7 protein-coding genes are annotated in these 14,322 nt (G+C 43.6%); 1 reads left to right on the top strand and 6 read right to left on the bottom strand.

Features of this window, described 5'->3' with window-relative positions:
• Positions 1-86: 86 nt before the first annotated feature.
• From KO473_RS16125 to KO473_RS16100, 6 genes are all read right to left on the bottom strand, one after another.
• The gene (locus KO473_RS16125; RefSeq protein ID WP_005810692.1) at positions 87-2,051 is read right to left on the bottom strand and encodes a RagB/SusD family nutrient uptake outer membrane protein; all 1,965 of its coding nucleotides are present in this window, start codon (positions 2,049-2,051) and stop codon (positions 87-89) included.
• A gap of 21 nt (positions 2,052-2,072) precedes the next feature.
• Positions 2,073-5,264, bottom strand: a complete 3,192-nt coding sequence (locus KO473_RS16120; protein WP_044302200.1) for a TonB-dependent receptor — start codon at positions 5,262-5,264, stop codon at positions 2,073-2,075.
• Between the two features lie 622 nt (positions 5,265-5,886).
• The gene (locus KO473_RS16115; protein ID WP_122130396.1) at positions 5,887-8,934 is read right to left on the bottom strand and encodes a glycoside hydrolase family 3 N-terminal domain-containing protein; all 3,048 of its coding nucleotides are present in this window, start codon (positions 8,932-8,934) and stop codon (positions 5,887-5,889) included.
• A 23-nt stretch (positions 8,935-8,957) separates the two neighbouring features.
• Positions 8,958-11,945, bottom strand: coding sequence for a glycoside hydrolase family 3 N-terminal domain-containing protein (locus KO473_RS16110; RefSeq protein WP_122130397.1), 2,988 nt, complete (start codon positions 11,943-11,945; stop codon positions 8,958-8,960).
• 37 nt (positions 11,946-11,982) lie between these two features.
• Positions 11,983-12,855, bottom strand: coding sequence for a bifunctional UDP-sugar hydrolase/5'-nucleotidase (locus tag KO473_RS16105; protein ID WP_032541599.1), 873 nt, complete (start codon positions 12,853-12,855; stop codon positions 11,983-11,985).
• A 39-nt stretch (positions 12,856-12,894) separates the two neighbouring features.
• On the bottom strand, positions 12,895-13,683 hold the full coding sequence (locus tag KO473_RS16100) for a 5'-nucleotidase C-terminal domain-containing protein (protein WP_005778826.1): 789 nt from the start codon (positions 13,681-13,683) through the stop codon (positions 12,895-12,897).
• A 156-nt stretch (positions 13,684-13,839) separates the two neighbouring features.
• Here KO473_RS16100 and rplS point away from each other — a divergent pair, with 156 nt between their 5' ends.
• On the top strand, positions 13,840-14,193 hold the full coding sequence (gene rplS / locus KO473_RS16095) for a 50S ribosomal protein L19 (protein WP_005778830.1): 354 nt from the start codon (positions 13,840-13,842) through the stop codon (positions 14,191-14,193).
• The last annotated feature ends 129 nt before the right edge of the window (positions 14,194-14,322 follow it).

Here is a 14,322-nt window from a genome sequence, read left to right as displayed (position 1 = left end):
AACAGAAGGAAGAGGGCGCTACTAAAGCCAGTTTCGCCACTCTTCTTCTCTCATTGTTTAATTTAAAAGAACGGATAAAGATCTTTCTATTCCCAGCCCGGGTTTTGAGTCAGATTAGGATTAAGCGCTATTTCTTCCAACGGGACTTGATAGAGATAATATTTTTCAAGCCAGCCTTTTCCTTCTTTCAACGGATCGTTGAACAGATAGATATAACCTTCGGTCATAGATCCATTTGCCCCATCCGATGTTCCGGTCATTTCGTTAAGCAGTGTCAGTGAGCTGAGTTCGCTCTTCGAAATCCACATACCTTTCTGCTGCATATTCACAAACCAAGGAGCCATTCTCCAACGACGTACATCGTAGAAACCGAATCCTTCTCCCATCAGTTCAATAATACGTTCACGACGGATCTCCCACAATACCGGATCAACGAGAATTCCATTATCATTTCCCTTCGGATAATATTTTCCACGATTCGGATCAAAATTAGCATCAATCTGCGCCACTACCATATCGGCCACACCGGCACGTTTACGCAATTTATTGATTGTCTCGTCAGCAATTGTCTGTGTGAACTGGTTGGTCTCAAACATAGCCTCGGCATAGTTCAGCAAAACCTCTTCAATTTTAAAGACAGGTTTATCGGCAGTGTTCACTTGGGCATTGTTATAATTTTCTTCCCAGTTATCCCAGTTTTTCCATACATAATATCCCGAACGGCAAGCAACATAAGCATGTGGTCCATATTTCTTTCCTTCAATCGTATATTGTGCGCCTCCCTGCAAATTCGGAACGCGGCGTACCAATGAAGCACTCCAGTTCTGTCCCGGTAAACGTTTCATACCGATACCCGGATTGCTACACGACTCATTCGCTCCCATGATGTCGATATATTCACGGTCGGCGGGATCACTGGTATAAGACCATGTAGCATAATCTCCCTTACCGTCTTTCACTTTATAAGGAGGCATGATGGTATGATACATACGCGGGTCACGGTTGCGGAAAGTAGAATAAATATCTTTGTCTCCCTTATACAAATCTGAGTGAGAAATAGTTTTTCCATCTTTACACAAATACAGGTCCACTGTTCCCTGATGCATTTCTATGTCGTGCGAAGAAGTATGTTCATAATAGCACGAGTGTCCCGGTTTTATTGTTTCCAGCCACTGCTGATACAGAATAACGCCTTGTACCTTACTCAGGTCCTCTGTGGTCCACATCTCACCATATCCGGCTGCCGGTTGTCCGTCAGTTCCATAATATAATGTCGGATAGTCTGCCATCAACAGTTTGGATACACGGATACACTCAGTGAAATACTTATCATAACTTCCCAGTTCATGATATTTACGCCAGGTAGCTTCACGCAGCGTGAAACGTGAAAGAGCTGCACGCACACAGTCGCGATTGATGGTATTCGAACCGTCTTTTTTCTCGTAAACCGATGCATCACCGATATTCTCTTCAGCCCATTGTAAACGCTCCAGCACTTTATCGGCTACTTCAAAGCGTGGCATGCGGGTACCATAAGCCTCTTCTGAGGTTTCATCCAGTGGTTTATCAATCCAAGGCACATCACCGAAACGATCGATAAGCTCCATATACCAGAATGAATGAAAGAAATATCCGACGGCTTTCCAGTGATTCTTTTCAGCTTCCGTCATATCAGAAGCATCCACATGTGAAAGCATCAGGTTAATACGGCGGATAAAGGTGGAAAAATTCCATCCATTACCTGATGTAGCATTAGTCACCGTTTGGAACGCATATTTATTCTGGCTGCTGGCTCCGCGCTGATTCAGATATCCGGCATACACATCACCCAAGTAATGAGAATTACGCCCGATTGCAGTGGTAGAAGTAGCAATGTTCGTATTAGAAAACATTTCATAACATGGCCACATAAAGGCCTTAAAATTGTCATAAGATTTGAAGGCATTTTCTTCCGTCAGGCTGGTTACAGGATATTTCTCCAGGAAACTATCGTTGCATCCCGACAGCATCATCCCCGCGAAAAGGGTTAAAAACAATAATATCTTTTTCATATTCGTGTATCAGATTAGAGTTTATAATGTGACATTTATACCGAATGAAACCGTGCGGAATGCCGGATAGTTCCATTCTATTCTTTCCGGGTCGATACCCGAAGGCAGAGAGGTGAAAGTAGCTACGTTTTCAACACTGACAAACGCTTTCATTTGTGACAGGAAGATCTGAGACAGCCACTTTTTGGGCAGGTTATAGGACAGAGTAATGTTCTTGATACGGAGGTAAGAAGCATCGGACAAATATTTGTCGCTTTGACGAAGATTTGATCCTGAATTACCACGGTTACCATACAGACGGGGATACTTAGCATTCGGATTAACTGCTGTCCAGTCACCGTTATCCGGGTCTTTCGGCTTCCAATAGTCATCCAGCCCATCGAATAGAGGAATAAAGTTATCACCGTTCATCGGGAAAGTCAGAACATTCGAGATCCAGTAATCACGTTTTCCAGTTCCCTGCAAAATAACATTCAGGTCGAAACCGGCATAGTTGGCTCCCAGATTAATACCATACTGATAACGCGGAGTCGTATTACCAATCACTTTGCGGTCACCCGGATTATCGAATGTGTTGTCACCGCTTGTAATAACATTAGTAGAACTTTCATCATCACGAAGATTTTTGAATTTCACATCACCCGGGCGGACGTTATAACCATTAATCGAAGTTATGCCTTCCTTCAGTTTCCAGGACGAAGTATCTTCAAAATCATCTACTGTATAATAGCCGTCTGCTACATAACCCCATATTTCACCCATCACTTGTCCGGGATAGAAACTGCTTAACAGTTTAGTGGCCGCATTGTCATCGTATTTGGTAATTTTCGACTTATAATCAGAGAGGTTAAAACCAAGACGATATCCTACTTTACCAATCTGGTCGCGCCAGTTCAGGCTCAGTTCCCAACCTCGGGTACGCATATCGGCCGTATTTTGGTAAGGAGCACTGGCACCTACAACAGCAGGCAACTGTACGCCCGGAGCAAGCATACCGTTAGTATTACGCTGATACCATTCAAATACACCATTCAGGCGATTATTGAATAGATTCACGTCCAGTCCGACATTGACCGTACCTACTTTTTCCCAGGTAAAATTCTGGCTTACCAATGCAGGCAACGAGCTGATAGAGGTAACATACGTATTATCGATAATCCAGGAGGTAGACTTATTGCTGACACTCATGGTCGGAGTGAATGTATATGGATTCACATTCTGGTTACCAATAACACCATATGATGCACGGACTTTCAACCCATCCAACCAGTTACGTGTAGACTCCATAAACTTCTCCTGTGCTATCTGCCAGCCGGCTGACACTGAAGGGAAGAAGCCAAAACGGGAACTCTTCGGGAATTTGGAAGAACCGTCATAGCGCCCGTTTACTTCCAGCAAATATTTGTCCTGATAGTTATAGTTAACCCTGAAAAAGCCACCACGTACAGCATACTCACTATATGAGTCAGTAGTCTTGATGGTTCCGGTTCCGGAGCCCATTGCCGGCACATCAATCACAGCTTGATTGTATGAGTAGGCATCCAAAGTCTCTTGATAGCTCGATTCCTGATTGAATCCGGCCATTACTTTAAAATTATGACTGCCAAAGTTCTTACTATACGTAGCATACACGTTGATAGCATTATAATTCGTATGCTGTTTGTATTTTCTCAGATAATCGTCTACAAAAGATTTAGAGCTTCCTCCCTGGATAGTGGTATAATCATACTGCCCTGTATACCAATGATAATCATAAATGTTTTTATCGAACGTATACTCAAATACTGCTTCCAGCCCTTTAAGCGGTTTCAGAATGGATTTCAAGAAGATACGTGGATTATCATTATTGTTGTTTACCGGATTCGACAGTAAAATCTGATTCCGCGGGGTAAACAAAGGAAGGTCTTCGTTTGCCAAAGTATTAACCGATGCCGGCAAATCTCCTTCGGGATAGTATGAAATCAAACGGGTGTTATACACACCACCCATTCCACCAGGTGAAGTTTGCAAACTGTGAGCATAGCTCATTGTCACTTCCTGAGTAAACCAATTAGTCACATCGGCCGAAATAAAGGTGTTGATGTTCATACGCTCAAACTTATCACGATCGGATATCAACACACCATCGTTTGAAGTATATCCTCCCGAAATACGATAACGGAGCTTGTCCGTACCTCCGGAGGCCGAAATATTATGGGTCATCTGGAAGCTGGTCTCCATAAAGTTTTTATAGAGGTCTTTCTCATTCAGATAATAAGGTACACCGGATTCATCCATATAGATACCATCACCTACCGTATTGAAAGCAGACGGATTTTTCTGGTATTCACTGAGATACTCCATCCATTTACTGACACTTGGCGAACCGAGCGACCAATAGGCATCCGAATATCCGCAATCCAGATAAGCTTGCAGATAATCCATCAACGGAGCTTGCTTAGGCAGGTTGACAGCTGTTCCGAAAGCAAAGTTATTATTGTAATTCAATGAGAATTTAGCGGCACCTTTGGGACGTTTGGTTGTGACAACAATTACACCACCGGCAGCACGTGCACCATAGATTGCCGCAGAAGCAGCATCTTTCAATACACTGATTGACTCGATATCTTCCGGATTGACCATGTCAAGATCACCTTCCACATTATCGATCAGTACCAGTGGCTTAATGGTATTACCATATGAACCGTCCGAGTTCTTGACGCCGACAGAATAGGCACCACGAATCTGGAAAGATTTACTTGTTCCGGGAGCATTACCTCCGTTAGAAACAAACAATCCCGGGACAGCTCCCTGAAGAGCATCGGATGCATTCAAGATAGGACGGTCACCTAATACCTCATCCATTTTGACTGAAGATACGGCACCGGTCAGATTCGCTTTCTTCTGAGAGCCATAGCCTACCACTACCACTTCTTCCAGTGCTTGGGTATCATCCATCAATATCACTTTGAGTGAGCTCTGATTGGTTATCTTAATATTTTGCGTTATGTATCCTATATACGAAATACTGATTACGGCATTGCCCGAAACAGAAAGAGAGAATTTACCATTAATATCGGTAATTGTACCATTGGAAGCATTACCCTTTTCCAGGACAGTAGCACCAATGACCGGTTCACCGGCAGCATCGGTTACAGTACCGGTAATCTTCCTTGCTTGCTGAATGGCAGCAACAGACTGGTTCTCATAAGTCTCTAAAGACGTAGCGAACACATGGTTCGGAGAGAGTAGGCCGGCAGAAATGCCAAGTCCTATCAGAACTTAAAACAATATGTAATCATCCATTTTCATTTTATATTACTTTTTGATTCATATTGGGGAAACATTCACTCCAACAGGGGACTTCTTTTATATTATTTTTTAGTATTGTTTATTGTATTTATAAAAAATAGAGTTAACTTTGTCTTCGAAAGTTAAATCTAATACAGGTAGAAAAATAGGATTAGGATAGTAAACAAACATATATTTAACCGATTCCAAACAGATCCTATATTGCTATCTCAAAACCAATTAAATATTAATACTTATGAGAAAATGTTCCCCAATTTCCCCTAACTCCTTTCGGAAAGTTCTGATAGAACTTAGAAGAGAATGCTCTTTTTACTATTGATTTTAATACTTTTCTCTATCCCACACCCATCTCAGGCTAAATTATTTACATTAAAAGAATGCCATTCACATTTGTCAGAAGCTATCACGGTGGAGTTATAGTACTAAATAAAAATATCAAAGCACAAAACATCATGAATCATAAAGCATTATAAATCAAATCTCAGCGAGGTACATCCTCACCAAGAGTTGACTTATAATACGCTGGCATATGTAATGATTAATTCTACTTCATCGCCTCATAAATGGTTTCCTGAATTTTTTCCCGTATTGCCATTTTAGATAATTTGTTAACCCAAGCATCGGGATAGGTACGATTGCTCAGAAACACATAAACCAAACCATTATCCGGATCTACCCAGGCACAGGTTCCTGTAAATCCGGTATGCCCATATACAGAAGCAGGAGCAGAAACAGCACACGGACTTTTACTTTCATTCACCACATCCGGCTTATCAAAGCCCAAACCACGGCGGCTGATTTTAGATTTATCGGTAGTGAACAAAGCACAAGTCTCTTTACTTAAATAACGTCGTCCATCCAGCTCACCACCATTAAGTAACATCTGATAGACCTTGCCAACCTCACGAGCTGTAGAAAAAAGTCCGGCGTTTCCTGAAATACCTCCCTGAAATGCGGCCGACTCATCGTGTACAAAACCTTGCAAAGTGGTCTTACGGAGGAAACGGTCTACAGCAGAAGGTACTATCTCTTTCTTTTCGAAATAACGCAACGGTAGATATGCAGTACGCTCCAGCCCCATCGGTTTGTAGAACTCCTGCCACAGATATTCATCCAATGGTTTACCACTTAACTCTTCTGCAAGCATCTGCAACAAGATAAATCCGATATCACTGTAACGGTAATTCTTATCCTTTAACGGTACTTCTGCAATTTTTCTCTGCATCTCTTCCCTGAACGACTGATTCAACCATAGATTATCGCAAACCTGAAGGATACAGTCTCCGCTTTTCGTCTCGGCTGCCATCCCTTTATTGAACCGGAACCTCGGATTTCCCCAAGTACGAGCACCTAACCGTACCGTATGCAAAGCATCCTTTGACTGCTTGAACAACGAACCTTTATAACTTTTCTTATCAATAGCTTCCTGATAGAAGACTAATCCGGAAGGTAACCCCGATTGGTGCAAGAGTAGTTCACGAATGGTCAGATTCTCCTTATTCGTCTTACGCAAGAAAGGCAGATAATCAGACACTTTATCAGTCAGATTAAAGCACCCTTTATCATAGAGCTTCATTACAGCCAACAATGTACCTGTTGTTTTTGACAGTGAAGCCAGATCATAAAGATCGGTCGGTTTCACTTTTTCACTATGCTTATCTGTATGGTGCCCGAAACATCGGTCATATAAAGCCTTACCATCCTTCATTACCAGTATCTGGCAACCGGGATAAGCTCCTTCTTTAATACCTTCCAAAGCAATTGAATCGATGCGACTTAGCACTTCCGATTTCAGACCATATTCTTCGGGTACAAAATGAAAAGGCGTATGCGGCGTGATCGTCACTCCCGAACCGGCAGAAAACAATCCACCCACACTGGCAGACAGCCTTCCGTCTGCTGTCGCTTTGCCAAAAAGTATATCAGCCACACGTTCCTGAACATCATCATGAGGAGCATGAGCCAGTACCACAGCCTCAGCCGCCGATACAGCCCGCTGGATCTGCAACATGGATTTAGCCGGAGTATAGAACACATAAATTGCAGGAGCTTCCGGAGCAAACCGGGCAAAAAATGATTGGTAAGGAGCAAGGCGTTGCTCGGTAACAGTAACAATAATGCGGCGATAAGCAGCAAGAGAATCACGCAGTTTCTGCTGTTCGGCCTCCGGCAAATCTTTACGCAATTGAAAACGCGTAAATGGAATATACTTCTTTATTTCGCGGTCAAAAGGTTCTGTTTTCCCGCCATCACCGACATTCAATATAGCTACCTCTTTCAGGTCGGGATGCAGAGGCAATACGCCTCCTTTATTATTCAACACTGTAATTGCAGCCAGATTTAGCCTGCGAATCAAATCACGTGTTTGAGGCGTATTAATACGAGACCCCAACCCCGATAGTCTCACAAAAGGTTTATCCTTTAGACCTAAAATGTATTTATAAGTGAGTATTTTCCGACATTTTGCATCAATTTCCTCTTCCGGAAGTTCTCCTTTTTCCACCGCTGCCAATACAGCATCTATCTCTTCCTTTAGCCTGCGGGGAGCCAATACCATATCATTTCCGGCTTTCAAGGCTTGCAGACAGACACTCTGATTACCGGAAACCCCTTTCATAGCAAGCGCATCCGTAAAAATAAGTCCCTTAAAAGCCAATTCCTCGGTCAGCAAACCATAAACCACATTGCGCGATAAAGATGAGGGCAATCCACCGATTGGTTCGATTACAGGAACCTGTAAGTGCCCCACCATCATACCACTGACTCCGGCACGGATAGCCTCTTTAAACGGATATAGTTCTACACTGTCCAGACGTTCACGTGTAAAAGGCAATACGGGCAATGCTTTGTGTGAGTCCACGTCCGTATCACCATGTCCCGGGAAATGCTTGCAAACCGAAAGGACTTTTCCACTCTCCAGCCCCGAAGCATAAGCAATCACCTTGTCGGCTACCTGCATCGGACCTTCACCGAACGAACGGGTGTTGATAACCGGATTATCCGGATTGATATTTACGTCAGCCACCGGAGCAAAATTCACTTGTACTCCCAGTTCACGACACTGGCGAGCCATTTCCCGTCCATACTCATAGATCAGCCGATTATCCTGAATACATCCTAATACCATATTTCTCGGGAAAACAGGAGTACCGCGCAAACGCATGGAAAGTCCCCACTCACCATCGAAGGTTATCAGCAACGGACAGCGTGCCATCCGTTGCGCTTCGTTGGTCAGTGTAGCTTGATTCTGTATCTTTCCACCGGAAAAGAGTAATCCACCGACTTTATAGGTATGAACGGCATCACGCAACAACTGCATATTCCGTTTGGTCTGCACAGGTGCAATGGTATAAATGAACAATTGGCCAACCTTTTCTTTCAAACTCATCCGCTTGTAAACAGAATCGACCCAGTGACGGCATTTTTCGTCCTGAGAGGCCTGATAAAGCAATAAAGGTTCTATAGGAGCAGATACACCGGGAGGAGCATGAAAGTTCTCACCAATAGGAGTATCTTTTAAAGTAGGAGTCTTCGCCCCTACCACAAAAAACGCTGATACGACTAAACCAGCAAATAAATATCTTCTTTTCATTCTATATTGTAAAAAGCCATTAGCTATTCTGTTGTATATAATGACTGATAAATCACTTCCTGTATCCCTTGCCTAATCTTCATGCTATTCAACTTTCCATTCCAGGAATCGGGACAGAGACGGTTACTCAGAAAGATATAAACCAAGTCATTCTCCGGATCCACCCAAGCACAAGTACCGGTAAATCCGGTATGTCCGTATACAGAGGCCGGTGCCGAAGGTGCACAAGCATTTGCTTTCGGATCATTCAAGTTAGGCTTGTCATATCCTAATCCACGATGGCTGACAGCAGATTTTCCCATAGTAAATGTACGGCAGGTTTCCGATCTGAGATAACGCTTCCCGTCCAGTTCGCCTTCATTAAGAATCATCTGATAGATTTTTCCCAACTCATGGGCTGTTGAGAACAGTCCGGCATTGCCACTCACGCCTCCCATAAAGGCAGCCGCTTCATCATGCACATATCCGCAAAGGTTCTGCCGACGCAAATAATCATTGGTAGCAGTCGGCATTACTTCTGTTTTCTTATAACAGTTTAACGGTTGGAATAACGTACGTTCTAACCCCATAGGTCGATAAAACTCAGCAGTCAAATAAGCATCGAGCGTTTGACCGGTTATGGATTCTACCACCTGCTGTAACAGAATAAAGCCGATATCACTATACACAAAACGTTTACGATCCAGTTCCGACTGAACAATACTCTTCATCATTGCGGCTTTAAACTTTCTGTGCAGCCACATTCCATCGGCTATTTTCAACGTATGTTCCGGCGTTTTTGTTGCAGAGACGAGTCCCCTCCTGAACTTGAAATCCGAACAGGCATAAGTATATTCCCCCATACGGGTATGATGCCATTCATCCACAAATCCTTGTGTAAAAGGACCGGTTACTGAATATTCATCGATTGCGTTGCGATAAAAACGGATATAGGGAACCAAGCCGGATTCATGCAACAATAACTCCCGGATGGTAATATTCTTTTTGTTCGTATTCCGTAAAGCAGGCAAATATTTAGAAGCAGGATCAGTCAATTTCAACTGTCCCTGATCATAAAGTTTCATCACAGCCAATAGTGTAGCGCTTGTCTTGGTCAAAGAGGCGAGGTCAAAAAGATCGGTCGGACATACCGGGGTACTATCCGTATCGGAATGAATGCCGAAGCATTTATCATAAACAGGCTGTCCATGTCGCAATACCAGTACCTGACACCCGGGAAATGCTTTGGCAGCCAATCCGGCAGATACCACAGAGTCTATACGATGAAGCCGGTACGATTTCAATCCATAATCTTCAGGAGCCGTACCGGCAGTCATGCCGGGCACTATATCTACACCTGAACCGGCAGCAAAGGTCTCTCCGATACGCATAGACAAGCGTCCTGTCGCCGAAGCTTTACCCAATACCACATCCGCTACATAACGTTGCAAATCCGCTTCATCGGAATGTGCCAGTACAACAGCAGCCGAACGGGCAACAGCCTCTTCAAGTGTCACCAGGGTCCGGTACGAAGTAAAGAAAGCATAAACCACAGGAGCCTGGAGATTGAGGTCTGTAAAGAACGGACGATATTCTTCCGCTTCTTTATCTTTTATCGTCATACTCACAATGACCCTCCGATGTTTTCCAAGTTCTTTCGCTATCCGTTTGCGTTCTTCCTCTCCCGTATCTTTATCCATTCGGAATGTTTTCAATGACAGTCTGGTGCGTAACTCTTCAATGAACAAAGCATCACTACCTTCACCACCTACCGTCAATACAGCTATTTCATCTTTAGTAACAAGAGGTAGAATCCGGAAATAGTTCCCCAGTACGGTCACTGCTGACGTGCGGAGTTTTGTCAGTAAAGCCCGTGCCTCAGGAGTGTTGATACGATCACTCAACCCATCTACTGAAATCACAGGACGCTTATTTAATCCCAAACGGTACTTATAAGTTAAGATCCTGCGGCATTTTGCATTTACTTCTTCCATACTGAGCCGTCCTTCCTTAATGGCTTGCAGAACATCCTGCTGTGCTTTCTCTATATTTTGTTGCACCAATACCATATCATTGCCCGCCTTCAGAGCCTTCACCGTCACATCCGGTTCGCTTGCTACTCCTTTCATGGCAAGCGCATCAGTAAAGACCAAGCCATTGAATCCCAGCTCTCCTCGCAGCACATCTGTCACAATGCTACGCGACAATGAAGAAGGAGTTATACGATCAGGTTCCAGAGCCGGAACCTGCAAATGCCCTACCATAATACCACCTAAACCAGCCCGAATGGCCTCTTTAAAAGGATATAGTTCCACACTGTCCAGACGTGCCCGATTGTAATAAACCGCAGGCAGCGCCTTGTGAGAGTCTACGTCCGTATCACCATGTCCGGGAAAATGTTTGGAAACAGACAAGATACCACCACTCTCCAATCCACGCCCATAAGCTATCACTTTCTCAGCCACCGCTTCCGGGTTTTCACCAAACGAACGCACATGGATCACCGGATTGTCAGGATTGGTATTGACATCCGCATCCGGAGCAAAATTAACATGTACACCCATCTCCCGGAATTCACGTGCCACTTCCTGCCCGTAGGCTTCAATCAGTGCATTATCACTGATGCAACCCAATGCCGCATTACGCGGAAACACAGGCGTATTCTCCAATCGCATAGATAGTCCCCACTCACCATCAAAAGTAATCATTAACGGAATTTTCGACCGGCTTTGTGCCCGGTTGGTCAATTTCGCCTGACCTTCTACCGTTCCTTCGGAATACAGGAAAGCACCCACTTTCAACTTACGGGTCAGTTTATCCACTAATTTTTCAGTATCTTTATCTGTCCGTGGAGCCAGGGTATAAACAAATAATTGTCCGACCTTATCCTTCAGTTTCATGCGGGAGAGCGTTTGCTCTACCCATTCATTGCAATGTACATCTTCCTGTACAGGCAAGAGTCCTGCTGTTTGCTGAGCCCAAAGAGCACCCGCACCCAGCAGCAACGCAGCGGTTAGCAGTTGTTTTAGCATAGTTTGTTTGGGGGTATTTCAAGAGGGAAAATCCCTCTTATTTCTTATTTTCAAGTGTCAAGTCCATCTGTCCTACATAGATCCCGCTCTTACCGGTATGCATCAATGATACATTTTTGCCATCCATATTAAGAAGAGTCTTCGGTCCTTTCATAAAGGTATGCGAGTGCCCTCCGAGAACAACATCTATATTACGGGTTTTAGGAATCAACCGGTTTTCATCATATTGCACACCCAAGTGAGAAAGACAAACAACCACATCACAACCCTCTTTTTCTTTCAAGACAGCAGCCACTTCATTTGCCGTAGCTACAGGATCATTATAAACGACTCCCACGCATTTATTGGCCTGAACCATGCCTTCAAGTTGGCAGCCCAATCCCAAAACACCAATCTTAACTCCGTCTCTCTCGATGATTACATATGGTTTCACCAAGTCTTTAAGCACTGTGGCACTCACATCGTAGTTGGCACATACCACCGGAAAGTCGGCCATCCGGAACAAACGTGCCATATTATCCAGATCGAAATCAAATTCATGGTTGCCAATAGTCATGGCATCATATTTCATTTCGTTCATCATCTTCACTTCTACCTCACCCTGAAACATATTATAATAAGGGGTCCCCTGTGATATGTCTCCGCAATCGAACAATAACATATCAGGATGTTCCTTACGGAACTCTTTCACAAATGTAGCGCGACGTACAAATCCTCCCTTATCATAATTCCGGTCACCTTCCTGATTGATAGGTTCCAAACGGCTATGCACATCACTGGTCTGCAACAGGATCAGTTTTTTATCCTGTTGGGCAAATGCTGAAAAAGAAAAAAAGAAAATGAAAAAGAAAGCCAGAAAATTCTTTTCCATAAAACTAAGAATATATTTATTATTGGTTGGGGATATCATAATTCACTGAATTTTATCATTTTACATTCTATTATACCTTTACTTCACGGTGATTCTACCATCCAGTGCCGAAGTTATCTTCTTTCCGGCAGCAGTTTGTTGTCTCACATAGTCAAGAAAGAGTCCGCGTAATGTTGCTCCTTCCGGACATACACGTTTCTCCGCTTGCAAGAAAGCTTCCATGCTTCCGTTACCGTCAGCCAGATAATCAATGGTCGCCACCGTATAAAGTTTGTTGTCATCAATCGGCTGGCCGCCCACTGTAGCGTTCAGTAATTTTCCATCCTTAGTGATTTCCATCCGGATACCACTCACTCCTTCTCCCTTCAGCGAAGCAATACTTGTGAGCAATGCTTTCAGGTGTGTTCCCTTCATCGTCATTACGCAAAGTGAATTTTCGAATGGCAATATCTCATATACCGTTCCCACCGTAATATCCCCGGCAGGCAAAATATTACGCAATCCGCCCATATTCACCAATCCCATGTCAGCCGGCTTATCCTGTACTTTCACCGCAGCCTGGCGCAATACTTCCGCAACAAGATTGGAAAGCAGACTTTCGGGATGACCTTTGTCCATCTTCTGCTCGCTGGTGCCGATTACCTCATACATCATGTTGTCTATCTTCTCTTTGTAAGGCTTTAATATTGCCACGGCATCTGCATCGGGATGAGCATCCCATTTAGCGTCAATGTCAATCATCCTTCCTTCTACCTTGGCAACCCGATAATCGGCTTTTGCCATTTCGTGCGTCGACTGACAAGAAGTAAATGTCAGCACCCCCGCCAGAATTACTCCTGAAATAATCTTTGCGTAATTTTGTTTCATATCCTTAAGTACTTAATAATGCTACAAATATACAAAAACATTTGGCTATCCGGCAAATAATTCGTTACTTTGCACCGCTTTCGCGCAATCGCTGTCAGGAGAGAGTTGCCTGGTATGTTGCGTTGTAACGATAAAACAATTTAATAATAAACAACAATGGATTTAATTAAAATTGCAGAAGAAGCATTCGCTACCGGAAAACAGCACCCGAGCTTCAAAGCAGGCGACACTGTAACAGTAGCATATCGTATTATCGAAGGTAACAAAGAACGTGTACAGTTGTACCGTGGTGTTGTTATCAAAATTGCAGGTCACGGAGAAAAGAAACGTTTTACTGTACGTAAAATGTCAGGAACTGTAGGCGTAGAAAGAATTTTCCCAATCGAATCACCGGCTATCGACAGCATCGAAGTGAACAAGGTTGGTAAAGTACGTCGCGCTAAACTGTACTACCTGCGTGCTCTTACTGGTAAGAAAGCAAGAATCAAAGAAAAAAGAGTTAACGGCTAATCAGCCTTACTTTTCGATTCGAAATAAAAAAGAGGGAATCTTCTGGCAAGATTTCCTCTTTTTTATTTCGTAACACAATTATCATTCCTACCTTCCTTGCCGCAACCATTCATACAGTGGCAATGCAGA

It is taken from the genome of Bacteroides sp. HF-4919 (assembly GCF_018860125.1).
This window is presented reverse-complemented; position numbering and strand designations above follow the sequence as displayed.

Coding starts and splice junctions, on each gene's coding strand:
- KO473_RS16110 (WP_122130397.1), bottom strand. CDS start 11,945: ATGCTAAAACAACTGCTAACCGCTGCGTTGCTGCTGGGTGCGGGTGCT.
- KO473_RS16115 (WP_122130396.1), bottom strand. CDS start 8,934: ATGAAAAGAAGATATTTATTTGCTGGTTTAGTCGTATCAGCGTTTTTT.
- KO473_RS16125 (WP_005810692.1), bottom strand. CDS start 2,051: ATGAAAAAGATATTATTGTTTTTAACCCTTTTCGCGGGGATGATGCTG.
- rplS (WP_005778830.1), top strand. CDS start 13,840: ATGGATTTAATTAAAATTGCAGAAGAAGCATTCGCTACCGGAAAACAG.
- KO473_RS16100 (WP_005778826.1), bottom strand. CDS start 13,683: ATGAAACAAAATTACGCAAAGATTATTTCAGGAGTAATTCTGGCGGGG.
- KO473_RS16105 (WP_032541599.1), bottom strand. CDS start 12,855: ATGATATCCCCAACCAATAATAAATATATTCTTAGTTTTATGGAAAAG.